The organism is Pseudomonas sp. CFBP13528 (genome assembly GCF_005233615.1).
Taxonomy (GTDB): domain Bacteria; phylum Pseudomonadota; class Gammaproteobacteria; order Pseudomonadales; family Pseudomonadaceae; genus Aquipseudomonas; species Aquipseudomonas fluorescens_AM.
On record NZ_QGAJ01000025.1, the window covers coordinates 1 to 22,338 of the forward strand.

At 61.4% G+C, this 22,338-nt stretch carries 26 protein-coding genes and 1 pseudogene; 3 read left to right on the plus strand and 24 right to left on the minus strand.

The genetic code is table 11. The features are described from left to right. The 3 genes and pseudogenes from PspCFBP13528_RS26255 to PspCFBP13528_RS26265 all read right to left on the minus strand — a co-directional run. A pseudogene (locus PspCFBP13528_RS26255) lies at nucleotides 1–152 on the minus strand (arabinose ABC transporter substrate-binding protein); the annotation flags it as partial. Nucleotides 153–184: 32 nt separating this feature from the next. Beyond that, nucleotides 185–1,006: an SDR family oxidoreductase gene (locus PspCFBP13528_RS26260; protein ID WP_101221189.1), complete on the minus strand. Its 822-nt coding sequence runs from the start codon at nucleotides 1,004–1,006 to the stop codon at nucleotides 185–187. Nucleotides 1,007–1,155: 149 nt separating this feature from the next. Further along, nucleotides 1,156–1,635, minus strand: coding sequence for a GNAT family N-acetyltransferase (locus PspCFBP13528_RS26265; protein WP_065951038.1), 480 nt, complete (start codon nucleotides 1,633–1,635; stop codon nucleotides 1,156–1,158). 191 nt (nucleotides 1,636–1,826) lie between these two features. On the opposite strand from PspCFBP13528_RS26265, the gene PspCFBP13528_RS26270 reads away from it, so the two are divergent. Both PspCFBP13528_RS26270 and PspCFBP13528_RS26275 read left to right on the plus strand, forming a co-directional pair. Then, nucleotides 1,827–2,165: a hypothetical protein gene (locus PspCFBP13528_RS26270; RefSeq protein ID WP_065951039.1), complete on the plus strand. Its 339-nt coding sequence runs from the start codon at nucleotides 1,827–1,829 to the stop codon at nucleotides 2,163–2,165. A gap of 51 nt (nucleotides 2,166–2,216) precedes the next feature. After that, complete coding sequence (locus tag PspCFBP13528_RS26275; RefSeq protein WP_101221188.1) at nucleotides 2,217–2,483, plus strand: hypothetical protein; 267 nt, start codon at nucleotides 2,217–2,219, stop codon at nucleotides 2,481–2,483. Between the two features lie 201 nt (nucleotides 2,484–2,684). On the opposite strand, the gene PspCFBP13528_RS26280 is transcribed toward PspCFBP13528_RS26275, so the two are convergent. From PspCFBP13528_RS26280 to PspCFBP13528_RS26375, 20 genes are all read right to left on the minus strand, one after another. Continuing rightward, nucleotides 2,685–3,602, minus strand: coding sequence for a PfkB family carbohydrate kinase (locus PspCFBP13528_RS26280; RefSeq protein ID WP_137201831.1), 918 nt, complete (start codon nucleotides 3,600–3,602; stop codon nucleotides 2,685–2,687). Then, complete coding sequence (locus PspCFBP13528_RS26285) at nucleotides 3,595–5,061, minus strand: cytosine permease (protein ID WP_137201832.1); 1,467 nt, start codon at nucleotides 5,059–5,061, stop codon at nucleotides 3,595–3,597. Before PspCFBP13528_RS26285 ends, PspCFBP13528_RS26280 begins: the two co-directional genes overlap by 8 nt. A 67-nt stretch (nucleotides 5,062–5,128) precedes the next feature. Next, on the minus strand, nucleotides 5,129–6,130 hold the full coding sequence (locus tag PspCFBP13528_RS26290; RefSeq protein WP_065951043.1) for an ADP-ribosylglycohydrolase family protein: 1,002 nt from the start codon (nucleotides 6,128–6,130) through the stop codon (nucleotides 5,129–5,131). Next, a complete protein-coding gene (locus tag PspCFBP13528_RS26295) occupies nucleotides 6,127–6,840 on the minus strand; it encodes a GntR family transcriptional regulator (protein WP_137201833.1) in 714 nt (237 codons plus the stop codon). The genes PspCFBP13528_RS26290 and PspCFBP13528_RS26295 overlap by 4 nt, the downstream gene beginning before the upstream one ends. 69 nt (nucleotides 6,841–6,909) lie before the next feature. Then, a complete protein-coding gene (locus tag PspCFBP13528_RS26300; protein WP_137201834.1) occupies nucleotides 6,910–7,470 on the minus strand; it encodes a DUF1285 domain-containing protein in 561 nt (186 codons plus the stop codon). 15 nt (nucleotides 7,471–7,485) lie between these two features. Next, the gene (locus tag PspCFBP13528_RS26305; RefSeq protein ID WP_065951046.1) at nucleotides 7,486–8,091 is read right to left on the minus strand and encodes a DUF4823 domain-containing protein; all 606 of its coding nucleotides are present in this window, start codon (nucleotides 8,089–8,091) and stop codon (nucleotides 7,486–7,488) included. Nucleotides 8,092–8,381: 290 nt separating this feature from the next. Further along, nucleotides 8,382–9,350: a radical SAM protein gene (locus PspCFBP13528_RS26310; protein WP_137201835.1), complete on the minus strand. Its 969-nt coding sequence runs from the start codon at nucleotides 9,348–9,350 to the stop codon at nucleotides 8,382–8,384. Between the two features lie 116 nt (nucleotides 9,351–9,466). Further along, nucleotides 9,467–10,120 (minus strand): TetR/AcrR family transcriptional regulator, encoded by a 654-nt coding sequence (locus tag PspCFBP13528_RS26315; protein ID WP_065951048.1) that lies wholly within the window; start codon nucleotides 10,118–10,120, stop codon nucleotides 9,467–9,469. A 576-nt stretch (nucleotides 10,121–10,696) separates the two neighbouring features. Next, nucleotides 10,697–11,500 (minus strand): TatD family hydrolase, encoded by an 804-nt coding sequence (locus tag PspCFBP13528_RS26320; RefSeq protein WP_065951049.1) that lies wholly within the window; start codon nucleotides 11,498–11,500, stop codon nucleotides 10,697–10,699. Between the two features lie 56 nt (nucleotides 11,501–11,556). Next, nucleotides 11,557–12,546 (minus strand): DNA polymerase III subunit delta', encoded by a 990-nt coding sequence (locus PspCFBP13528_RS26325; protein WP_065883741.1) that lies wholly within the window; start codon nucleotides 12,544–12,546, stop codon nucleotides 11,557–11,559. Next, on the minus strand, nucleotides 12,539–13,171 hold the full coding sequence (tmk, locus tag PspCFBP13528_RS26330) for a dTMP kinase (RefSeq protein ID WP_065951050.1): 633 nt from the start codon (nucleotides 13,169–13,171) through the stop codon (nucleotides 12,539–12,541). Before tmk ends, PspCFBP13528_RS26325 begins: the two co-directional genes overlap by 8 nt. Nucleotides 13,172–13,190: 19 nt before the next feature. After that, nucleotides 13,191–14,312, minus strand: coding sequence for an endolytic transglycosylase MltG (mltG, locus tag PspCFBP13528_RS26335; RefSeq protein WP_137201836.1), 1,122 nt, complete (start codon nucleotides 14,310–14,312; stop codon nucleotides 13,191–13,193). Continuing rightward, nucleotides 14,313–15,128, minus strand: a complete 816-nt coding sequence (gene pabC / locus PspCFBP13528_RS26340) for an aminodeoxychorismate lyase (RefSeq protein ID WP_065951052.1) — start codon at nucleotides 15,126–15,128, stop codon at nucleotides 14,313–14,315. Beyond that, on the minus strand, nucleotides 15,128–16,372 hold the full coding sequence (gene fabF, locus PspCFBP13528_RS26345; RefSeq protein WP_057721119.1) for a beta-ketoacyl-ACP synthase II: 1,245 nt from the start codon (nucleotides 16,370–16,372) through the stop codon (nucleotides 15,128–15,130). Before fabF ends, pabC begins: the two co-directional genes overlap by 1 nt. A 128-nt stretch (nucleotides 16,373–16,500) precedes the next feature. Continuing rightward, on the minus strand, nucleotides 16,501–16,737 hold the full coding sequence (gene acpP / locus PspCFBP13528_RS26350; protein ID WP_003175607.1) for an acyl carrier protein: 237 nt from the start codon (nucleotides 16,735–16,737) through the stop codon (nucleotides 16,501–16,503). A gap of 191 nt (nucleotides 16,738–16,928) precedes the next feature. After that, nucleotides 16,929–17,672, minus strand: a complete 744-nt coding sequence (fabG, locus tag PspCFBP13528_RS26355) for a 3-oxoacyl-ACP reductase FabG (RefSeq protein WP_137201837.1) — start codon at nucleotides 17,670–17,672, stop codon at nucleotides 16,929–16,931. Nucleotides 17,673–17,696: 24 nt separating this feature from the next. After that, nucleotides 17,697–18,635 carry an ACP S-malonyltransferase gene (gene fabD, locus PspCFBP13528_RS26360; protein WP_101221179.1) on the minus strand — a complete coding sequence of 313 codons (939 nt, stop codon included), beginning with the start codon at nucleotides 18,633–18,635 and terminating at the stop codon, nucleotides 17,697–17,699. A 143-nt stretch (nucleotides 18,636–18,778) separates the two neighbouring features. Next, nucleotides 18,779–19,789 (minus strand): phosphate acyltransferase PlsX, encoded by a 1,011-nt coding sequence (plsX, locus tag PspCFBP13528_RS26365; RefSeq protein ID WP_083217974.1) that lies wholly within the window; start codon nucleotides 19,787–19,789, stop codon nucleotides 18,779–18,781. Between the two features lie 4 nt (nucleotides 19,790–19,793). After that, nucleotides 19,794–19,976 (minus strand): 50S ribosomal protein L32, encoded by a 183-nt coding sequence (rpmF, locus tag PspCFBP13528_RS26370; RefSeq protein ID WP_003179396.1) that lies wholly within the window; start codon nucleotides 19,974–19,976, stop codon nucleotides 19,794–19,796. Between the two features lie 13 nt (nucleotides 19,977–19,989). Further along, the gene (locus tag PspCFBP13528_RS26375; protein ID WP_101221178.1) at nucleotides 19,990–20,520 is read right to left on the minus strand and encodes a YceD family protein; all 531 of its coding nucleotides are present in this window, start codon (nucleotides 20,518–20,520) and stop codon (nucleotides 19,990–19,992) included. Between the two features lie 105 nt (nucleotides 20,521–20,625). On the opposite strand from PspCFBP13528_RS26375, the gene PspCFBP13528_RS26380 reads away from it, so the two are divergent. Then, entirely contained in the window at nucleotides 20,626–21,204 is a 579-nt protein-coding gene (locus PspCFBP13528_RS26380; RefSeq protein ID WP_065951056.1) for a nucleoside triphosphate pyrophosphatase, read from the plus strand. 131 nt (nucleotides 21,205–21,335) lie between these two features. On the opposite strand, the gene PspCFBP13528_RS26385 is transcribed toward PspCFBP13528_RS26380, so the two are convergent. Further along, nucleotides 21,336–22,319, minus strand: coding sequence for a S49 family peptidase (locus PspCFBP13528_RS26385; RefSeq protein ID WP_101221176.1), 984 nt, complete (start codon nucleotides 22,317–22,319; stop codon nucleotides 21,336–21,338). Nucleotides 22,320–22,338: the final 19 nt, after the last annotated feature.

Here is a 22,338-nt window from a genome sequence, read left to right on the forward strand (position 1 = left end):
TCCTTGCCGGCTTTTTCGGCGAAGGCCCATTCGGTCTGGAACCAGGGTTCTTCGGCCTGCTTGACCAGGAAGCCGATCTTCACTTCTTCAGCGGATGCGAACCCACTGAACGCCAACGCAAGCGCCACAGCACCGAGTGTCTTCTTGAACATGGACCACCTCATTGTTGTTATTGGAAAACGGTTTAGTCGTGGTACATCACCGACCGCCCACCATCGATCATCAGGCAGGTGGCATTGATAAAGGGCGCCTCGTCGGTCGCCAGAAACAGCGCGCTCATCGCCACCTCGATGGGCTGCCCGATGCGTTTGGGCGGGTGCAGGTCGAACGCCCGCTGGCGCTCCGCGTGGGGGTCGGGGAACGCGTTCCAGTAGTCGACGTTGAGCTGGGTTTCGATATAGCCGGGGGCGATGGCGTTCACGCGGATGCCCTTGGGCGCGTATTCGATACCAAGGGCGCGGGTGAGGCCGAGCAGGCCGTGCTTGGCGACAGGGTAGGGAAAACAGCCGGGAATGATGTGGCTGGAATGGGTGGAAGCAATGTTGATGATGTTGCCGATGCCCTGCTCGATCATGTGCGGCAGCACCGCGCGGCAACCGTACCAGGCGCCGTCAAGGTCAATGGCGAAGCAGCGGCGCCAGTCCTCGTCGGTCATTTGCAGCGGGTCGCGAAACACATTGACCCCGGCGCAGTTGACCAGCACGTCCACGCGGCCGAAGCGCTCGATGGCCACATTGACCAGTGCCAGCCATTGCTCTGTGGAAGTGATATCCACGGCCTGCGCGACAATCTCGGCGCCGCGTGCGCGCCAATGGGCCGCGACTTGCTCGACCTTGTCGCCCTGGATGTCCGCGATCACCAACCGCGCCTGCTGCGCCTGGAAGCACGCCACGATCGCCTCGCCAATGCCTTGCGCAGCGCCGGTGATGATCACCACCTTGTGCTTGAGTCGCTCGCCGTAAGTCGGCTCGGGCACGGCGGGTAAGGACAACGGTTGTGCCTGCATCGCTTCACCTGTTTTATTTTTGGCAGTGAGTGCTGATGCAGGCGACTATAAACCCACAGATTGAAACATCTCAATATATAAATTTACATCCCACAATGTGAGCACACCTATAAAAAAACCGGCCGCATCGGGCCGGTTCCCTGCGCCTGTCAGCCCTGGGCAAAATCCCTCAGCGCATTGCCTTCCATGCGGTAGCGCACCCACTCTTCCTGGGGCTGCGCGCCGATGGATTTGTAGAACGCAATCGCCGGCTCGTTCCAGTCCAGCACGCTCCACTCGAAGCGCCCGCAGCCGTTGTCGCAGGCGATCCTGGCCAGGTGGCGCAGCAACTTCTTGCCCGCCCCGCCGCCACGCTGTTCCGGGTTGATATACAGGTCCTCCAGATACAGGCAATTACTGCCCAGCCAGGTGGAATAACTGAAAAAGAACACCGCAAAGCCAATCGGTACGCCGTCGCGTGAACAGATCAGGCCGTGGGCGGTGGCGCCCTCGCTGAACAGACTGCGTTGGATATCCACCACGCTGGCGATCACTTCGTGCCGGGCTTTTTCATACTCGGCCAGTTCAGTGATGAAAGTCAGGATCTGCGCAGCATCGCTGGGTACGGCGGGGCGAATCTCGATGGTCATGGGCGCGCCTTGGGCAAGTTCAAAGCCCACATACTAAGACGCTTTCATGACTGATTGCAGCGCAATTTCCGAATGGCGGGTACACAAAATCTTACAAGCCGCGTAAGACCGTTCGTCGCCATCAAGGCACGAACAGCAAAGTGCGGCTGACCAATCAAGGGTAAGGACATTAATCATATGGAGACACCCTCATGAAAAATTCCAAATTTGCTGCCCTCGCCCTCACCGGCCTGATGTCTGCTGCGTCGTTGAGCGCGTTTGCCGCCACCTCGGCGACCGGCCCGACCGATCCAACGCCTGACGCCACCACCGAATCGCAGAAGTCCATGGGCACTGGTCTGGATACCAATGGCGGCGCGATCATCGACAACACCAACGCCGCCGATCCGCATACCCAGGGCCACGATACCCAGCGCCAGGCACCTGCTGCCGTCGGTAACGGCAAGATGGGCCCATCGGTCAATGAACCGAAGATCAATAAAGGCGACGATTCGAACCTGCCAGGCGCCCCGAAACAACCTGCACCTTGATGCCTGCCTGGCCCGCTCGACACCCGATCATTTCCCAGTGAAGAGGTACACATGAACGTTGACACAAACCTTGAACGAGAAGTCCTCACCCGCCTGCTGCACGCTCATCCGCAAGGCTTGGGCAAGGAGGTACTGGACAACTACCGTGGTGAAAAAGAAGTCGCCAGTGTCTTGGCCTTCCTGCAGGACCGCGGACTGATCAAGGATGGACATGTGACCACCGACGACAACGGTGAATACTCGTTGAACCTGCCGATCAAGTTGACCGCGTCGGGTGTGGATGAAGCGCGCAAGCTTGAAGGTCAAGACGTGCAGTGATTCCATGTCTGGTCTGGCCCTGCGACCACCCAATGTGGGAGGGGGCTTGCCCTATCTTTATGTAGGAGGGAGCTTGCTCGCGAAAAACGTCAACGATAACGCGTGCTTCCTGAATGAACGCGGTGCCTGTGAGTTTTTCGCGAGCAAGCTCGCTCCTACATAGGGCAAGGGGCAAGCCCTCTCCCACATTCTGATGGGTGTCTATTCGGTGAACAGTGCGTCGACTTCGGCAGTGCCAGGGGACGTCGCCGGCCCCCAGCGCGTGACCGCCAGTGCTGCCGCTGCATTCGCTCGACGCGCTGCCTCGACGGGTTTCAAGGCGTTCGCCAGTCCGGCGATAAACACCCCAGCGTGCGCGTCCCCCGCGCCATTGCTGTCCACCGCCTTCACGTTGAAACCCGGCACATGCCTGATGTCGCCCGCCTGCCCTACCCAGCATCCATTCGGCCCGTCGCGCACCACCAGCAGCGTCTCGGCTGGCAGGTGTCGGCCCAGTGCGGGCAATGCGGCGGCAATGTCCATGGCGCCGGTGAATGCCAAGGCCTCCGGGCCATTGCTGGTCCAGATATCGATACGCGGCAACAGTGCTTGCATCAGGGCCGAGTCCGGCGCCTTGACCAGCGGGCCCGGATCGAACATCACCACGACCTCGCGCGGCAGCGCCAGCAACCAGTCGATCAGCGCCTGCGCCTTGCCCTCAAGCAGCAGGCTGTAACCGCTGACATACACATAGTCATCGCTGCGCGGCGCTACCCGGGCCAAGTCTTCGGTACTCAGCTCGCCCTCGGCGCCGAGGTGGGAAATGAACGTGCGCTCGGTGGTGGCTTCGGTCAGGGATACACAGATACCGGTGTCCTGGCCGCTGCTGGCCGGCAGTGCCATTTCAATGCCTTCTGCCTGCATCGCAGCGCGGGCCAGGTCACCAAACCGGCCGCTGCCGTGACGGCCCAGGTAAACCACCGGCAAGCCATTGCGCCGCGCGGCGGCCATGACGTTAAAGCCACCGCCGGCTTCGAAACTGGCAGACCTGGCCAACACGTCGCCGCCGGTCGCCGGCAAGGTATCGAGGGCCATGACCAGGTCGACGATGACCTGTCCGGTGTGCAGCAATCTAGACATTGGGGCGCTCGACTAACGCGGGACGTCGATCGGCAGCGCCGCCCATTACTGCATATACGCCGCCGGCCACCAGGAAGGTGACGATCCAGCCGAGGCCGTTATGGCCGAGCCAGGAATCGGACAATGGCCCGGCAAACCAGATGTTTTCGGCGGTGGTGCCGAGGGTGGTGAAGCTGAAGCCCAGCACGATGGCCAGCGCCCAGGCGCCAAATGCGCGCCACTCCACACCGCCGCGATACCAGTAGGCACTGCTCGGGCTGACATCCAGCAAATCCGTAGGGCTGTAGTAGTGACGGTGGATCAGGTCGACCACGAAAATCCCCACCCAGGCGGTAATCGGCACCGCCAGCAACGAGATGAAGGTGATGAACGGACCGTAGAAACTGTCGGCGATCAGCATGAAGTAAATGGAGCCGGCAAAAATCGCCACGATATCGACGATCACCGCATGCACGCGCTTGACCTTCAAACCCAGGGTCAGGGTGGTAAGGCCGGCCGAATACACCGACAGGTTGTTCGACAGCAGCAGCCCGCCGAACGCGGTGATCAGGTACGGTACCGCCATCCAGGTCGGCAGCATGTCGCGGATCGCAATGATCGGGTCCGTGGCCGAGGCCAGGTCGTTGTTACCCACCGACAGCAGGCCACCGAGGGTGATCAGCAACACCAGCGGTATGCCCGCACCAAACGCGGCGGAGGCCACCAGGCGTACAGCCTTGACGCTGCGATGCTGGTAACGCGACATATCGGCACCGGCATTGGCCCAACCGATACCGGTACCGGCCGCCATGGTGCCGACGCCGATGATCATGGCGCTCAGCGGCGCCGGAGTGGCGTTGAACACTGCGCTCCAGTCGATGGTGGCGCAGAGGAAGCCGCCCACTAGAATATTCAGCGCGCCGAACACGTAGGTCGCCCACTTCTGGATCACCAGCAAGGTGGCATGGCCCAGACCGGAAACGGCCAAGGTCAGCAGCACGAAAACGGCGATGAAGATCAGGGTGAGCAACGGTGCGCTCTTCGCTTCTACCGGGGAACCGAACAGGATCGAGCACAGCGACAGCAACACAAAGGCCGCCGTGGTGGTGTTGACCGTTTCCCAGCCCAGGCGCGACATCAGCGACACCAGGGTCGGTCCGATATTGCCGCGCACGCCGAAGATGGCGCGGGACAAGGTCAGGCTGGGCGCGCGGCCACGGCGACCGGCGATGGAAATGATGCCCACCACCGCGAAGGAACCGGCAGCGCCCAGGATTGCGACGATGATCGCCTGCCAGATGGCCAGGCCGCGAAACGCAACCAGCGTGGCACCCAGCGGCAAGCCGAGGATGCTGATATTGGCCGCGAACCAGACCCAGAACAGTTGCAGCGGATGCCCGTTGCACTCGCCTTCCGGGACCGGCTCGATGCCGCGCGTTTCCAATTGCCCGGCGCCCTGGCCGGAAGAGGTGCTGCTCATGTGGATGCTCCTGGTGCCTGTATTGTTATGGTTGTGGCAAAGCGTCAATGGCTGAAAGCAGTGGTGCTTAGCGCAGTGCGAGCAGGCCTTGAACCAGCGCGTGCACGTCCAGGCTGTTGACCTGCTTGACCTGCTCGATCAACGGCTGGGGCCAGCACTGCATCCCCAGACAGGCCCCGAGCATGGCGCCGAGAATCGCGGCGATGGTGTCGGTGTCGCCCCCCAGGCTCGCGGCCAGGCACAGCGCTTCGAAAGCGTTCATGTCGCCCGACGCCACTTGCTGCGCCAGGGCGAACGACACCACCACCGACTCCTGGGAGGCGACGGAGGTACCAATCAGCTCATAGAGCAAGTCGGTGAACAGGGCGTTGTCGCCGCTGCCGACGCTCAGGGTGCGTGCCCAACTGATGCGGGTCGACATGCGTCCGCCGGCAACCCAGTGCCCGTGGTGTTCGGCCTGTTGCGCAACCTGAGTGCCGATGTTCAGCGCCTCACCCAGGTCCACGCCGTTGATACCGGCCGAGACCACCGCCGCGACCGCCGCCGCGCTGGCAATGCCCAGGCTGGTGTTATGGGTGACCTGGCACGCCTGGATCACCGCCCGGATAAACCGCGTCGGGTCGCTGACATCGGCAGCGATGCCCACCGGCGTGATGCGCATGGCCGCACCATTGGTAGTGCCGTAGCGCCCGGACTCTTCGGGCGTGTGCCCGGCGAGGATCATGTCGATTGCACGCTTGGTGGACGGCCCGAGCAGGTCCTGGGAACCCTTGGCACGCATTGTCGCCTCCCAGTCGATCAGGCGCTGGGCGAGTACGCCGGGGTCGATCGTGCCGCGACCTTCCACGAGCAACTCACCGACCAGGATCGCCTGTTCGGTGTCATCGGTGATGGAACCGGCGGGCATGTTCGGCGCGATGGGTTGGTCGGGGCCGGCATCTTCCAGGGCGGTGATGGCGCCGAAGCGCTGCCGGACTTGCTCACGGCTCAGGGATTGGGTGGGCATGCCCAGCGCATCGCCCAGGGCCAGGCCATAAAAAGCGCCGAGCGCGCGGGTTTCAGCAGTCATTTGGACGTCCCAAATTGCAGGTGCAAACGAAAATGCACGGGGTCGAGCAAGCTTTCAACATGCTCCATGAAACGCTCGCGACGGTCATAGGTGGTGCGCGAGGCCTTGAGAAATACCGTGCCGGCCGCACGGCCGAGTAACTGAGCGTCGTCATCGCTCAGGGCCTCGGCGCCGATCCATTGGTCGCCCGTGGCGCCCACGTAGCCGTAGGCCGCCAGGGTGATGGTCAGGGAATGGTCGATCAGGCCGATGCGGGGCAGGCTTTCCAGGTCACCGGTGGCCGGCATCAGCGAGCGCTCCAGCGACACCGCCGTACCGTCGGCGGTGCGGCGCAGGCGGTCGAGGGCGATAAACTGCTCGCTGCCGAAACGGCTGAACAGGTCCGCGCGTGTCACCGCTTCGAAGCGCAGCACCTCGGTACTGACTTGCGCGCCGGTGTCCGCCAGGGCCTGGGCCCAGCCATGACGCTGGTCGAGCCCCATGCCGTCAAATGTGACGATGGAGCCCACACCGCTTTGGGTGGCGATATAGTTACGCCGCTTGAGCTCAGCCAGCGCTTCGCGCAGCGTGCCACGACTGACCGCAAACTCTTCGGCCAGTTGATGCTCACCCGGCAACAGGAAACCGTCGGCCATCACCCCACCCTCGATACGGCGGATGAGCTCGTCGACGACGCGTTTTTTCTTATCAAATCGAACATGTCTAATCATGTACAAATTGATAACCGAAAGGCGCGGTCTCCAGCAAGCGATTATTTCAGAACACTAAAAAAACCGGCCTCAGGGCTCCAGGCCAATGGGGAAAAACTCGCCGTTGCTCCAGACGCCAAGCCAGTTCTGACCGTTGATCGGACGGCTTACCGCCAGCTCGACCAATTGGTAAAACGCGTTGCGATGCACCAGGGCTTCAAGGTTGCTGCGCACCCGCAGATAAGGCGCCGGTTCCTCGGTGAGCGGATCGATCACCACCCGCAACGGGTGCTCAGGGCCCGCCTCGATCGATTCGTCGACGTTGGTGGTAAAACGCAGCACCTGGCACTCGCCCTGCCCTTGCACCTCAAGCGTGACGGCGACAAAGGGCGCGTCATCGACAGTGATGCCGACCTTTTCCACCGGAGTGACCAGGAAATAATCATCGCCATCGCCGCGAATGATGTTGGAGAACAACTTGACCATGGGTTTGCGCCCGATAGGCGTGCCCTGGTAGAACCAGGTGCCGTCACGGGCGATGCGCATGTCGATATTGCCGCAGAAATCCGGGTTCCACAGATGCACCGGCGCCGGCCCTTTGCCTTTGGGCAGTTGCGCCAACAGATCATTGGCCTTGGCGGTATCGGTCATGGGGGTCTCCTCAGCTTACTGATTGCTCATGCCGAGCAAGCCTCGGGCGTACTGGGCCAGGGGCCGGGCAATCAGATCTTGTGGCGTGTTGTCGTGGAACGTCAGTAAACCGCCACGACTGCGAATGCGTGCAGTATCAATCAAATACTGGGTGCTGGTCTCGATCAACATGATCTGGATTACGCCGCTGTCCAGACCAAGGCGGTCCAGGGCTTGCTGGTCGGTCCACTCGTCGGCATTGCCGATACGGTCATCGGCTGCCGCAAAACGGCAATACAGCAAGTAATGAGCCCCCGCCGCGCGTGCTTCGGCCATGGCCTGTTCGAGGCCTTCGGGCTGACGGGCGCGACGCACCATGGGGAAATATTCGACAAAGCCGTTGAAGGCTTCCTCGGCCACCACGTTGGGGCGCGGATACGCGCTGCCTGGCGGCACGAAAGCGCCCTGGGCGATAAAGATAAAGGAGTCGGGCTGCACACGGATTGAAGCGGTGCGGCGCGTATCACTGTGGTCGAGCAAGCCGGCGTCGCTCATCTGATAGCGGGTGCCTTCGGCCATATCGCTGACGGTCATGCAACCACCGAGTGCTAACGACGCCAGCAACAAAACCAGACTACGCATCCTATTCCTCCAGAAGCCGGTGACGGAAAACCGGCGAATGGACGTGAGATGCAGGTTCTGGGCCAGGGGAGCAGCTTCAGGCGTTAGGCGTTAGGCGTTAGGCGTTAGGCGTTAGGCGTTAGGCGTCAGGCGTCAGGCGTCAGGCGTCAGGCGTCAGGCGTCAGGCGTCAGGCTTCAGGCTTCAAGCTTCAAGCTTCAAGCCGCAAGCCGCAAGCCTCAAGCCTCAAGCCTGTAGCTTGTAGCTTGTAGCTTGCAGCTTGTAGCTTGCAGCTTGCAGCTTCTAACTGCCCTCAACCGCCAATGATCTTCATCACCGTCGCGCCGCCCGAGAAGGCCACTTCCTGCTTGTCGCCCAGGGCCTTCATCAGCAGCCCTTGCAACGCTGGCAGGGCCTGGTGGCGTGGCTTGTCCAGCAGGTCGCCGACGTAGTGACGATTGCTCGAAGACAGGCAACCATGCAGCCACCCCGTGGACGACAGCCGCAACCGCGAACAGGTGCGGCAGAATGGCACGCTCTCATTGGCGATCACGCCAAAGAAACCCTTGCCCGGCACCTCGTAGCGCACGGCCGTCGCATCGACGGGCGCATTGGCCTGCAGGTATTCATGCTGTTCGCCGATCAGGCTGAGCAACTGCTGCAGGCTGACGAATTGCTGCAGGAAGGCGTTGGAGTCTTTCGCCAAGTGGCCCATGCGCATCAATTCGATAAAGCGCAGCTCATAGCCCCGCTCCAGGCAGTAATCGAGCAACGGCATCACCTGGTCCAGGTTCTGGCCGCGCAAGGGCACCATATTGACCTTGATTCTGATCCCGGCCGCACGGGCCTGGTCCATGCCTTCGAGCACGGTGGCCAGGTCACCACCGCGGGCGATGCTGCGGAAGGCGTCGGCATCGAGGGTGTCGAGGGACACGTTGATGCGCCGGATACCCGCATCCACCAGCAGCGGCAGCTTGCGCGCCAGCAACTGGCCGTTGGTGGTCAGGCTGATATCGCTGAGCCCCATCTGCCCCACGGCGCCCATGAAGGCTTCCAGCTTGGGACTCACCAGCGGCTCACCACCGGTAATCCGCAGGCGATCGATGCCGGCCGCTTCGATCAGGTAAGCCACGCCTCGCGCCATGGCCTGGGCCGAGAGTTCGTCCTGGGCAGCCACCAGCCGCTTGCCGTTGGGCACGCAATAGGTACAGGCATAATTGCAGGCTGAGGTCAGGCTGATCCGCAAATTGCGAAATCGCCTGCCTTGACGATCAACGATCATGAACCACTCCGGCAGAGGATGAATCGGGGCGCGCTAAAAGCTGACTGATAAATCAGCTTTTAGCAAGAGTCCTTGCCTGAGTATATTCCTGGGGTACTGCGCGTGGCAGTAAATCATCAGGTGGACGGCGATTCCATGGACGGCGGCTCGGCACTGTGCTTGCGCTTGTTGCCCATGCGCACGCCAATATCCATCAGGAACTGGAAGAACCCTTCCTGGTCTTCCAGCACATTGCTCCAGAACGGCGAGTGGTACAGCGCCACGGCGCCATGCACCAGGGCCCAGGCGGCGCAATAGTGGAAGTAGGGAGGCACGTCCTCGAGCTTGCCTTCACTGATACGGCCCTTGATCAGCAAGGTCAGGCGCTCGAAGTTGGAGGCGCGGATCTTGTGCAGTTCCTCGACCATTTCCGGCACTTGGTGGCCCTTGACGACCTTTTCCTCAAGGCGGTCAAACAGGCGGTAGCGCTGCGGATCGCGCATGCGGAACTCGAAATAGGCCCGGGACAGGGCCTCTTTGTCCTTGTCGACATCGGCTGAATGCAGCAGCTCGTTCAAGTCACGCTCGTAGTCGAGCATCAGACGCAGGTAAATCTCGGCCTTGGACTTGAAGTGCTTGTAGATCGTGCCTTTGCCGATGCCCACGGCATCCGCGATCATCTCGACGGTGACGCTGTCTTCGCCTTGTTCAAGGAACAATTTGAGTGCGGTGTCGAGAATTTCCTGCTCACGGCGGCGAAACTCACGGACCTTACGGGGTTCTTTATGCATGAGGAAGAGGTCTGCAAAGGTCGGAATAGGAAGGGTTGCGCAGGCCACGGATACGTGGCGATACGATTTACCCGATGCGAGGGATTATCCCGACTGAACGGTCGTTGGGCAACGCCTATGTGAACCCGTTGTGCACTTTACTTTCAGTACGCCAACGATTTGCACGATATCAGTCAGAAACAATACGCGATATTCAGACCTGCGCATCCGCTCAATGAGAACTCAAGAGAAGCGCACGTATTCCAAATCTGTTTAAAAATCGATCAATCGAGACTGGACTGAATCCGAGAGTGATCAATACTTCAAGTGTCGACGCGACATCTCCCCCAAGTGAAGCGTCGACCTGGGTACCGACGGACTGCGTACCCTTGTTTTACTCCTAATGGTCTTAGCCCGGATTCACCCCCCCAGAACCCGGGTTTTTTTTGCCTGCGATTTTCTCCTGTAGGAGCGAGCTTGCTCGCGAAGAACTCATAGACACCGCGTTCATCCAGGATGCACGCGTTATCGTTGACGTTTTTCGCGAGCAAGCTCGCTCCTACAGTGCAAGGCAAGCCGCTTTGATGGGCGACAGCGCTACGTCGCAGAAGTAGTAGCGCCGGCCACATGGGCCAATGGAAACAGACGCTTGAAGTTCTCGGTCGTCTGCTCGGCGAAGCGCTCGTAGGACTCACCGCGCAGCATCGCCAGATAATCCGCCACGTCACGCACATATTCCGGCAGGTTCGGCTTGCCCCGGTGGGGGATCGGCGCCAGGTACGGCGAATCGGTTTCCACCAGCAGCCGGTCGGCAGGCACCTGTCGGGCCACATCACGCAACGCGTCGGCATTGCGGAAGGTAACGATGCCCGACAAGGAAATATAGAACCCCAGGTCCAGGGCCGCCTTGGCCATCGCCCAGTCTTCGGTAAAGCAATGCAGCACACCGGCCTGCGGCAGCGCGGCTTCGCGCAAGAGCGCCAGGGTATCGGCGCGAGCCCCACGGGTGTGGACGATCACCGGTTTGCCGGTGTGTTGCGCAGCGTGCAGGTGCAGGCGGAACGAGGCCTGCTGCAGGTCGGCGGCTTCGGGTTCGTAGTGGTAATCCAGGCCGGTCTCGCCAATGGCGACGACGCGCGGGTGGTCGAGTTCGGCCAACAGCCAGTCCAGGGCCGGTGCTTCGCCGGGTTTGAGGTCCAGCGGGTGGATACCCACTGAACAATCCACATCGGCGTAGCGATCAGCGAGGGCTTTGACGTCGGCGGCGTTTTCGGCACTGACGCCGATGCACAGGAAGTGCCCGACCCCGCGCTGGCGCGCAGCATCAAGGGCGGCGTCCAGGGAGCCGTTGTGCTGGGCGAGGTCAAGACGGTCGAGATGGCAATGGGAATCTACGAGCATGGGCAATGGCAACTTGAGTAGTGTCTGGCCGACGATACACCCGTCGGCCAAGGAAATTAACGCCGGCCGAGCAAACCGACCCATTGGACCAGCAGTGCTTCAAGCAACAGCACGCGGTTGAGGTTGGCCTTGCCGAGCACTTTCTGGCGCTGGGCGAGGATCCAGTCCTGAATACTCAGCACCTTGTCCTGCGCACTTTTCTGCGCAAGGTACTGCACCACCTTGCGCATGTCCGGCAAACCCAGGCCGTTTTCGTCCTGGGTCAACTGGTAGCGCAGGATCAGGCTGGACCAATCGCAGAACCAGTCGAACAGCAGCAACAGGGGAATGTCCTTCCACGCACTTTCGGCCAATTGCGTGGCGGACAGTTCCTGTTTGATCAGCTTCTTCACACCGTCTACGACCAGTGCACGTTGCTCTCGCACGCCTTGGGCGTGCAGCTTCACCGCAGCCAGAGGGGAGCCCGCGGCCAGGGTCAGCAATTCGATTCGTTCTTGCTCAGCGCAATCCGGCAGCGCCTGCGCCAGCCATTGCAGGCTCATGGCCTCGCTCGGCAAAGGGCACGCCTGCTGCACGCAACGGCTGCGAATGGTCGGCAACAACCGGCTGGATTGATGGCTCACCAGCAACAGCACGGTGTCGCCGGACGGCTCTTCCAGACTCTTGAGCAACGCGTTGGCGGCGTTGATGTTCATGGCCTCCACCGGCTCGATCAGCACCACCTTGCGCCCGCCCATCTGCGCGGTTTGCACCACGAAGCTGACGAGGTCGCGCACCTGGTCGACCTTGATCGCTTTGTCCGCTTCCTCAGGTTCCAGCACATAGTTATCGGGGTGGCTGCCGGCCTTCAATAGCAGGCAGGACTTGCATTCACCGCAGGCGTGCAGGTCAACGGGGCGCTGGCACAACAGGCTGGCCATCAAGCGCTCGGCCAGCGCACGCTTGCCGATCCCTGTCGGGCCGTGCAGCAAATAGGCGTGGGCGTGTTGCGCACGACCGGCCAATTGCTGCCAGAGACCATCCTGCCACGGGTAGGCTTCAGCCACGGGCGCGCTCCAGCAAGGTGGGCAGCAGCGCATCGAGGGCTTGCTGCACCTGAGCCAGCGGTTGCGCTGCGTCAAGCAGGTGATACCGCGCAGGCTCCGCCCTGGCACGCTCGAGGAACGCCGTGCGCACGGCGTCGAAAAATGCCCGACCTTCCAGCTCGAAACGATCCAGGCGACCGCGCGCGCTGGCGCGAGCCATGCCCACCTCCACCGGCAGGTCGAACAGCAGGGTCAGGTCGGGGCGCAGGTCTGCCTGTACGAACGTTTCCAGGGCAGCGATACGCTCCAGGCACAACCCTCGACCACCGCCCTGATAGGCGTAGGTGGAGTCGGTGAAACGGTCGCAGATCACCACGGCACCGCGGGCCAGGGCCGGTCGGATCACCTCGGCCAGATGCTGGGCACGGGCGGCGAACACCAGCAGCAGCTCGGTGTCCGCATTCATCGGCTCCTCACCCGGCGTCAGCAATACCTCACGGATGCGCTCGGCCAGCGGCGTACCGCCGGGCTCACGGGTCAACACCACTTCGATGCCTGCGGCGCGCAGGCGCTCGGCCAGGTAATCGCGGTTGGTGCTTTTGCCGGCGCCTTCCGGGCCTTCGAGGGTCATAAACAAGCCAGTCACAGGCAGTCCTTAGTCAGAATCATTGCGGGCTTTGCGCGGCGCTGGTGTTTGGCGCGGGCTCTACCGGTACGTCAACGGGCGGCACCGTGTCTTCCAGCGGCTTGACCTGCGGTGCCGGGCTGGAACGGTAATCGGCGCGGCGCTTGAGTTGAAACTCGCGTACGGCGGCATTATGCGCATCCAGGTCATCCGAGAAAACATGGCTGCCGTCGCCACGAGCGACGAAATACAGGCTGCTGCCCGGCACCGGGTTCAGCGCGGCATGAATCGCCTCGCGGCCCACCATGGCGATGGGTGTCGGCGGCAGGCCGGCGATCATGTAAGTGTTGTAAGGGTTGGCCTCCTTGAGGTGGGCACGGGTCAATTTGCCGTTGTAGCGCTCACCCAGGCCATAGATCACCGTGGGGTCGGTCTGCAACATCATGCCCAGCTTCAGGCGACGCACGAACACACCGGCAATCTGGCCACGCTCTTCGGGCACACCGGTCTCCTTTTCCACCAGGGAGGCCATGATCAGCGCTTGATAAGGTTCGGTGTAAGGCGCATCAGCGGCGCGCCTGCTCCACTCCTGTGCCAGCACATCGTCCAGACGGTTGTAGGCTTTCTTCAGGAATTCGACGTCCGTCATGCCACGCACGAAACGGTAGGTGTCGGGAAAGAAGCGTCCTTCAGGGAATACGCCAGGATGGCCGAGCTTATCCATCACTTCGCTGTCACTGAGGCCCGCGAGGGTCTGCACGATCTTTTCGTGCTTGGCCAGCGCCGAGCGTACCTGGCGAAAGTTCCACCCCTCCACCAGGGTCAGGCTGTACTGCACCACTTCCCCGCGCTGCCACAGGCCGATCAGGCCTTCGGCGGTGAGACCCGGGGTCATGCGGTATTCGCCGCTGTGCAGCGGCTGGCCCTCAAGGTTCAAGCGCCAGTAAAGACGCAGCCAGAATGCACCGTCGAGCACGCCATCGGCTTCCAGACGATTGAAGGTGCCGGTGGGCGTCGCCCCTGCCGGTACATCGAGCAATTGCTCCTGGGTCAGATGCAACGGCTGTTTCAAGGCAGCGTTGTATTTCCAGGCGCACAAGCCCGACAGCAAAGCCGCCGAGAACAGACCGATCAGCAGCAGTACAACCAGTTTTCGTATCACTCAAATATCCAATAGCGCGCGAACAATGCCCTGCAGTTTACGGGTGAGCGGCCCAACCGACCAGCGCATCCCAGCGCACTCGCGTACCGGCCAGATGCCATAAATGCTGTTGCACACGAAGACTTCGTCGGCCTGTTGCAACTGCTCCACGCTGATGTCGGCCACGGCCACCGGGACGCTCAGCGCTTGCGCCTGGGCCAGGATCTCGGCGCGCATCACTCCGGCAATGCCACAACGCTTCAGATCAGCGGTAAGTAACACGCCGTTGCGTACCAGAAACAGATTGCTGAACACGCCTTCGATGACACGCCCGGACATATCCAGCATCAAGCCTTCGGCATGCTCGGCATCCTGCCATTCGGCGCGGGCGATTACCTGCTCAAGGCGGTTCAGGTGTTTGAGCCCGGCCAGCAGCGGTTGTTCGGCCAAGCGCGTGGCGCACGGAAACAGGCGGATGCCGTCGGTCCCGTGGGTTTCGGGATAAGTGGCGGGTGGACCGCCCTGCAAGATACGGCGTACAGCGGCATCGGGATTGATGCCGTAACCCCGCTGGCTATCGCCACGGGTCAGGATCAACTTGAGCACGCCATCGCCAAGGGCTGCGGCATAGGCCAGCACTTCGCTGCGGACCAGAGCGTGATCCACCCCCAATGCAAAGCGCCTGCAGCCCTCATCGAGGCGCTGCAGGTGACGGTCAAGCAGCACCGGCTGCCCGGCCTTGACCGCGATGGTTTCAAACACACCATCACCATACGCCAGGCCGCGATCTTTCAGGGGCACGCTGTCCGCTGGCTGACCGTCGACCCAGCTGTGCATTACTCGGCGAACCGGCGGAACACCAGCGAGCCGTTGGTGCCACCAAACCCGAACGAGTTGGAGATCACCACGTCGATCGGCATCGGTTGCGCTTCGTGAGGCACGAAGTTCAGGTCGCAGCCCTCGTCCGGCTCATCAAGGTTGATGGTCGGCGGAGCGACCTGGTCCTTGATGGCCATCACACTGAAGATCGCCTCGACCGCACCCGCCGCGCCCAACAGATGGCCGGTCATGGATTTGGTGGAGCTGACCGCCAGCTTATAGGCGTGCTCGCCGAACACCGACTTGATGGCTTCGGCTTCCGCCAGGTCGCCGGTCGGCGTCGAAGTGCCATGAGCATTGATGTACTGCACCTGGTCGGCATTGACCTTCGCATCGCGCAGGGCATTGGTGATGCAGCGTGCGGCACCGGCACCGTCGGACGGTGGCGAGGTCATGTGGTAGGCGTCGCCGCTCATGCCAAAACCGATCAGCTCGGCATAGATGGTCGCACCGCGTGCCTTGGCATGCTCCAACTCTTCCAGTACCAGGGCACCGGCACCGTCGGACAGCACAAAACCGTCACGGCCCTTGTCCCACGGACGGCTGGCACGGGTCGGCTCATCGTTGCGGGTCGACAGCGCTCGAGATGCGCCGAAGCCGCCCATGCCCAGGCCGCAGGCGGCCATCTCGGCGCCACCGGCAATCATCACGTCAGCTTCATCGTAGGCGATGTTGCGCGCCGCCATGCCGATGCAGTGAGTGCCCGTGGTGCACGCCGTTGCGATGGCGTAGTTAGGCCCCTGTGCCCCCAAATGGATGGACAGGAAACCGGAAATCATATTGATGATCGAGCCCGGCACGAAGAACGGTGAAATTCGACGGGGGCCGGAATCGTGCAACGTGCGGCTGGTTTCTTCGATATTGGTCAGCCCGCCAATCCCCGAACCCATGGCCACGCCGATGCGCTCACGGTTGGCGTCGGTGACTTCCAGGCCGGCGTTACGCACTGCCTGAAAACCGGCTGCCAGGCCGTATTGAATGAACAGGTCGAGCTTGCGCGATTCCTTGAGCGAGAGGTATTGCTCGACATTGAAACCCTTTACCGAGCCGCCAAAACGGGTGGAATAGGCAGAAAGGTCCGTGTGTTCGATCAGACCGATACCACTGTGGCCAGCCAGAATGCCCTGCCAACTGCTTGGCACATCCGTGCCCAGTGGCGACAACATACCCATACCGGTGACTACGACGCGTCTACGCGACACAGCACTCTCCTTTTTCTAATGACGACACTTTGCTTCGCAGCGTACTTTTCGTCACCGCTGAAAGAAAAAACCGCACGCCGTTACAGCAGTGCGGTTTTTCCCTGACAGCAGGCGACGACTACAAACTATTACGCCTGGTGGCTAGTAACGTAGTCGATGGCAGCTTGAACAGTAGTGATTTTTTCAGCTTCTTCGTCCGGGATTTCGGTCTCGAATTCCTCTTCCAGAGCCATCACCAGCTCAACGGTGTCAAGGGAATCGGCACCCAGGTCTTCTACGAAGGAAGCAGTGTTGACCACTTCTTCTTCCTTAACGCCCAGTTGCTCGGCGACGATTTTCTTGACGCGCTCTTCGATGGTGCTCATACCTTGTTTAACTCCTAATGGACAAATTCAGGCAGCTGGCCAGTGGGTAAGTGTATAGAAAGCCATTTCGGTTTTTCAACCGAAAGCTTCACCCTGTACCCGCCCTGCCACCTGCCTATAAATTAAGTTGCAGCTTTATAACGGATTTTAGACAGCTCGTATGACATATTTTTGAAGCGATCCGTCACAATTTAACTCATGTACATCCCGCCGTTCACCGGGATTGTAGCCCCAGTTACGTATGCCGCACCGTCGGATGCCAGAAAAGTGACCACATTCGCGATCTCTTGAGCCTGGCCCAGACGGCCCAGCGGAATCTGCGTCAGCAAGGCTTCACGCTGTGCTTCGGGCAGTTCGCGGGTCATATCGGTGTCGATGAACCCTGGAGCCACCGAGTTTACCGTAATCGACCGCGAGCCGACTTCACGCGCCAGTGCACGGCTGAAACCTTCCAGACCGGCCTTGGCCGCGGCATAGTTTACTTGGCCGGCGTTGCCCATGGCACCCACTACAGAGCCAATATTGATAATTCGGCCCCAGCGCGCCTTGGTCATGCCGCGCAAAACGCCCTTGGACAGGCGGAACAGACTGTTCAGGTTGGTATCGACCACGTCGTACCATTCGTCGTCTTTCATGCGCATCATCAGGTTATCGCGGGTGATACCGGCATTGTTCACCAGAATCGCCGGCGCACCGAACTGAGCGGTGATCTCGGCCAGCACGGCCGCCACGGACTCGTCACTGGTCACGTTCAGCTCAAGGCCGGTGCCCTGCACGCCGTTTTCCTTGAGGGTTGCGCCGATACGCTCGGCACCCGAGGCGGACGTGGCGGTGCCGATCACAACGGCGCCTTGACGGCCCAGCTCCAGGGCGATGGCCTGGCCGATGCCACGGCTTGCGCCGGTAACCAGTGCAACTTTACCTTGCAGACTCATGCAGGCTTCTCCTAATTTCGGGGATCAGGCCAGCGCCGCACGAGCGGCAGCGAAGGCATCCGGGGTATTGAGATTGGCAGTCGATACGCCGTCGGCGCAGCGTTTGTTCAGGCCGGCCAGGACTTTGCCCGGACCGCACTCGACCAGTTCGGTGGCGCCATTGGCAGCCAGGGTCTGCACCGACTCAACCCAGCGAACCGGCTTGTAGAGTTGCTCCAGCAGGTCGCGCTTGAGGGTGTCCAGGTCAGGCGCCACCGCCGCGCTGACGTTCTGCACCAGCGGGATCTGCGGCGCCTGCCAGTTGATGGCGGCGATGGACTCGGCAAAACGCTCGGCCGCCGGACGCATCAGCTCGCAGTGTGACGGCACGCTGACCGGCAACGGCAGCGCACGCTTGGCACCACGGGCCTTGCAGCCTTCGATGGCGCGCTCGACCGCTGCCTTGGCACCCGCGATGACCACTTGGCCAGGGGAGTTGAAATTCACGGCACTGACCACCTCGCCCTGCGCCGCTTCGGCGCAGGCTTCGATCACCACCGCATCGTCCAGGCCCAGGATCGCGGCCATGCCGCCCTGCCCGGCCGGAACGGCCTCCTGCATCAACTGACCGCGACGCTCGACCAGCTTGACCGCCTCACCGAGGGTCAGGCTGCCCGCCGCAACCAGGGCGCTGTATTCGCCCAGGCTGTGACCGGCGACGAATGCCGGGCGCGCGCCGCCTTCGGCCAGCCACAAGCGCCACAGCGCGATCGAAGCCGTCAGAATGGCCGGCTGGGTCTTGTCGGTTTGATTGAGTTGCTCTTCCGGCCCCTGCTGGGTCAGTGCCCACAGGTCATAACCCAGGGCGTCGGACGCTTCCTTGAAAGTGTCCAGGACCTGCGGGTATTGCGCGCCCAGCTCGGCCAACATGCCGAGGGACTGCGAACCCTGCCCTGGAAAGACGAATGCGAGGGATGTAGACATGTAACAAGCCCCTAATGATCTGGTCGTCAAAAATGGTCGCTGCCGATCTTGAGGTGAAACCAAGACGGGAGCGCACGAAACTGACAGATTGGATGGTCAATTGAACTGGCCGGTCACATTTAAGCACTCCCGGGCCGATTCGCCTAAGGCAACAAGTCCTCAAGACGGCCGCGCAGGCGCTGCGGCAGGTTGTCCTGAATCTCGATCACGGCCCGCGCAATCGCGCTCTGAAAGCCCTCGACACCTGCCGAGCCATGGCTTTTCACCACTACGCCCTGCAACCCCAGAAAACTCGCGCCGTTATGCCGCGCCGGCGCCAGGTCGGCCTGCAGCCGGCGCATCAACGGCAGCGCCAGGGCGCCGACCATGCGCGACGCCAGGTTCTGCTTGAACAAGGCTTCGATACGCGTGGCAATCATGGTTGCCAAGCCCTCGCTGGACTTGAGCAGGATGTTGCCGACAAACCCGTCACACACCACCACGTCGGCTTCGCCACGGTACAAGCCGTCACCTTCGACAAAACCGACGTAGTTCAAACCCCGCGCGCCTTGCAGCAAGGTGGCGGCCAGCTTGACCTGCTGATTGCCCTTGATGTCCTCGGTGCCGATATTCAGCAGGGCCACTCTTGGCCGGACTACGCCCAACGCTTCGGCGGCCACCGAACCCATCACGGCGAACTGCAACAGATGCTCGGCACTGCAATCGACGTTCGCTCCCAGGTCCAGCAACTGACAATAGCCTTTCTGCGTGGGAATCGCCGCCACCATCGCCGGCCGATCGATGCCCGGCAGGGTCTTGAGCACATGCCGCGACAGGGCCATCAGCGCGCCGGTATTGCCGGCACTGACACAAGCGTGCACCTTGCCGTCGCGCAGCAGCTCCAGGGCCACGCGCATGGACGAGTCGGGCTTGCCGCGCAGCGCGGCTGCCGGTTTTTCGTCCATGGTGATGGTTTCGCTGGCCGGCGTAACCGTCAGGCGCGCGCGATCCACCGCCGGATGGCTGGCAATCAGTTCTTCAATAAGGGTAGGTTGACCGACAAGGGTCAGGTGCAGCGAGGGCGTAGCAGACAGGCTGGCAATGCAGGCCTGAACAATGCTGCGGGGACCGAAGTCCCCGCCCATTGCGTCAATCGCGATGACTTGAGCAGACAAGTGATTACTCGTCAGCGCCCTTGTCGATCACTTTACGGCCACGGTATACGCCTTCTGGCGATACGTGGTGACGCAGGTGAACTTCACCGGTGGTCTTTTCCACGGACAGGGTGCTAGCCTCGAGAGCGTCGTGCGAACGGCGCATGTCACGGGCGGAGCGGGATTTTTTGTTCTGCTGAACAGCCATAATTGATTAACTCCTAAACGTTTGGGTCACGCTTTAACTGCGCCAATACACTGAACGGGTTGGACCGCGTTACCTCGTCCTCGCTCGGTTCGGGCTCGTCATCGAGGCCCGCCGGCTGCTGGCATTCTTCCGGATGATGAGCAGGCACAATGGGCAAGGCGAGCAAAAGCTCCTCCTCGATCAGTGCATGCAGATCCAAAGGATCTTCGCCCAGTTCCAGCACGTCATAACCTTTCGGCAACGACTGGGTATTCGCACCCTCCTTCACCACGGCATAACTGCACTCGCTGTGGATCGGCAGGGTGACCAGCTCAAGACAACGCTGGCAAACCATTTTGACTTCGGTGTCGATAACGCTGTGGATCACCACAGATTTACGTTCATCTCGTTCAAAAATGAATTTGGCCTGCACCGTACCGACAGTGTCGGAAAGCGGGTCGCAGAGTCTCTCCAAATCGGCCAGCGGCAATTCACCTTGAAGGGAAGTGCCACGATCAGCCAATTTGCGCGGGTCAACGTGAGGTGGAATCGGGTCATTCAACATAGGCGCAGCATTATAGGGATGCACCCGGCCATGTCAAAGGAAATTCAGCCCTGTGCGTCAGCCGGTCACGCCGCTAGAATCTGCGGCTGTCTTGAGGAGACGTCTATGCTGCCTTTATTACTCGCGTCCAGCTCGGTTTATCGTCGTCAATTACTGAGCCGCCTGCACCTGCCGTTCATCTGCAGCTCGCCGGATATCGATGAAAGCCATCGTGACAACGAATCCGCCGTGGAACTGGTCAAGCGCCTGGCCGAGCAGAAAGCGCGCGCCTTGGCGCTCAGTCATCCAGGTCATCTGATCATCGGCTCAGACCAGGTCGCCGCACTGCAAGGCCGCATTATCGGCAAGCCTCACACCTTCGAGAACGCACGAGAACAGCTATTGGCCGCCAGCGGCAAGCGCGTGAGCTTCCTTACCGGGCTGGCACTGCTCAACAGTGAAACGGGGCGCTGCCAGGTCGATTGCGTACCGTTCACCGTGCAGATGCGTGAACTGGATGCCGAACGCGTCGAGCGCTACCTGCGGATCGAACAGCCTTATGATTGCGCGGGCAGCTTCAAGGCCGAAGGGCTGGGCGTCAGCCTGTTCCAGAGCACCGAAGGGCCGGATGCGACAAGCCTTGTTGGCCTGCCGCTGATCCGACTGGTGGATATGCTGCTGACCGAAGGCGTGCAAATTCCTTAAGTACACACCGACCCAATGTGGGAGGGGGCTTGCCCCCGATAGCGGTGGATCAGCCAGCTTATCCATAGCTGACACACCGTCATCGGGGGCAAGCCCCCTCCCACATTTTGATCTACAGCTGGCTTGAGCTATCAGCGCAATGTCGGGCCTTGGAAGCCCATGTACAACGCCAGCTTCTCGGCCACGCTGGCACCGAGCTTCTTGGAAAACCGGTCAAACGGCGATTCCTCAACCGTGAAATCCACCAGCTCCTTCTCGCCAACCACATCCCGCGCCACCGAACTGGCACTGCCCAGGCCGTCGATCAAGCCCAGCGGCAGCGCCTGCTCGCCCGACCACACCAGCCCGGAGAACAGCTCCGGATGCTCCTTGTCCTTGAGCCGATCGCCACGCCCTTGCTTGACGCTGGCGATGAACTGGCGATGAGTCGTGTCGAGCACGCCCTGCCAGAACTGGGTCTCATCAGCCTTTTGCGGCTGGAACGGATCGAGGAAGGCCTTGTGCTCGCCCGAGGTGTAGGTGCGACGCTCCACACCCAGCTTCTCCATGGTGCCGACAAAACCGTAACCGGCTGCCGTCACGCCAATGGAGCCCACCAGGCTGGCCTTGTCAGCGTAAATCTGGTCGGCGGCACTGGCGATGTAATAAGCGCCCGAAGCCCCCAGGTCGGAGATCACCGCATAAAGCTTGGTGTCCGGATGCAGCGCGCGCAGGCGACGAATCTCGTCATACACATAGCCCGACTGCACAGGACTGCCGCCGGGGCTGTTGATACGCAGGACCACGCCCTTGACCTTGGGGTCTTCGAACGCCGCGCGCAGGCTGCTGACAATATTGTCGGCACTGGCGGGCTCCTTGTCGGCGATCACCCCGCGCACCTCGATCAAGGCGGTGTAGTGACTGCCCCGGGTGGCGCTTTTCTCCATGTCCATCAACGGGCTGAACAACGCCAGAATGAGCAGCAGGTAAGTGAAGGTCAGCAGCTTGAAGAAGATCCCCCAGCGTCGCGCGCGACGCTGCTCCTGGACGCTGGCCAGGAGGGTTTTCTCCAGCAGTTTCCAGCTCTTGTCATCAGCGTTTTGCGCTTTTTCCGGCGCTTTCCACTCGTCACTCATGCCATCAACCTCAGCAAAG

Excerpts from the sequence above, each read along its gene's own strand:
- rpmF (WP_003179396.1), bottom strand. The coding sequence starts at position 19,976 with ATGGCTGTTCAGCAGAACAAAAAATCCCGCTCCGCCCGTGACATGCGC.
- PspCFBP13528_RS26270 (WP_065951039.1), top strand. The coding sequence starts at position 1,827 with ATGAAAAATTCCAAATTTGCTGCCCTCGCCCTCACCGGCCTGATGTCT.
- PspCFBP13528_RS26315 (WP_065951048.1), bottom strand. The coding sequence starts at position 10,120 with ATGCATAAAGAACCCCGTAAGGTCCGTGAGTTTCGCCGCCGTGAGCAG.
- PspCFBP13528_RS26380 (WP_065951056.1), top strand. The coding sequence starts at position 20,626 with ATGCTGCCTTTATTACTCGCGTCCAGCTCGGTTTATCGTCGTCAATTA.
- fabD (WP_101221179.1), bottom strand. The coding sequence starts at position 18,635 with ATGTCTACATCCCTCGCATTCGTCTTTCCAGGGCAGGGTTCGCAGTCC.
- PspCFBP13528_RS26275 (WP_101221188.1), top strand. The coding sequence starts at position 2,217 with ATGAACGTTGACACAAACCTTGAACGAGAAGTCCTCACCCGCCTGCTG.
- PspCFBP13528_RS26300 (WP_137201834.1), bottom strand. The coding sequence starts at position 7,470 with ATGACCGATACCGCCAAGGCCAATGATCTGTTGGCGCAACTGCCCAAA.
- PspCFBP13528_RS26320 (WP_065951049.1), bottom strand. The coding sequence starts at position 11,500 with ATGCTCGTAGATTCCCATTGCCATCTCGACCGTCTTGACCTCGCCCAG.
- PspCFBP13528_RS26295 (WP_137201833.1), bottom strand. The coding sequence starts at position 6,840 with ATGATTAGACATGTTCGATTTGATAAGAAAAAACGCGTCGTCGACGAG.
- PspCFBP13528_RS26385 (WP_101221176.1), bottom strand. The coding sequence starts at position 22,319 with ATGAGTGACGAGTGGAAAGCGCCGGAAAAAGCGCAAAACGCTGATGAC.
- PspCFBP13528_RS26310 (WP_137201835.1), bottom strand. The coding sequence starts at position 9,350 with ATGATCGTTGATCGTCAAGGCAGGCGATTTCGCAATTTGCGGATCAGC.
- PspCFBP13528_RS26265 (WP_065951038.1), bottom strand. The coding sequence starts at position 1,635 with ATGACCATCGAGATTCGCCCCGCCGTACCCAGCGATGCTGCGCAGATC.
- PspCFBP13528_RS26280 (WP_137201831.1), bottom strand. The coding sequence starts at position 3,602 with ATGTCTAGATTGCTGCACACCGGACAGGTCATCGTCGACCTGGTCATG.
- PspCFBP13528_RS26290 (WP_065951043.1), bottom strand. The coding sequence starts at position 6,130 with ATGACTGCTGAAACCCGCGCGCTCGGCGCTTTTTATGGCCTGGCCCTG.
- acpP (WP_003175607.1), bottom strand. The coding sequence starts at position 16,737 with ATGAGCACCATCGAAGAGCGCGTCAAGAAAATCGTCGCCGAGCAACTG.
- fabG (WP_137201837.1), bottom strand. The coding sequence starts at position 17,672 with ATGAGTCTGCAAGGTAAAGTTGCACTGGTTACCGGCGCAAGCCGTGGC.
- PspCFBP13528_RS26305 (WP_065951046.1), bottom strand. The coding sequence starts at position 8,091 with ATGCGTAGTCTGGTTTTGTTGCTGGCGTCGTTAGCACTCGGTGGTTGC.
- PspCFBP13528_RS26375 (WP_101221178.1), bottom strand. The coding sequence starts at position 20,520 with ATGTTGAATGACCCGATTCCACCTCACGTTGACCCGCGCAAATTGGCT.
- PspCFBP13528_RS26260 (WP_101221189.1), bottom strand. The coding sequence starts at position 1,006 with ATGCAGGCACAACCGTTGTCCTTACCCGCCGTGCCCGAGCCGACTTAC.
- PspCFBP13528_RS26285 (WP_137201832.1), bottom strand. The coding sequence starts at position 5,061 with ATGAGCAGCACCTCTTCCGGCCAGGGCGCCGGGCAATTGGAAACGCGC.
- pabC (WP_065951052.1), bottom strand. The coding sequence starts at position 15,128 with ATGCACAGCTGGGTCGACGGTCAGCCAGCGGACAGCGTGCCCCTGAAA.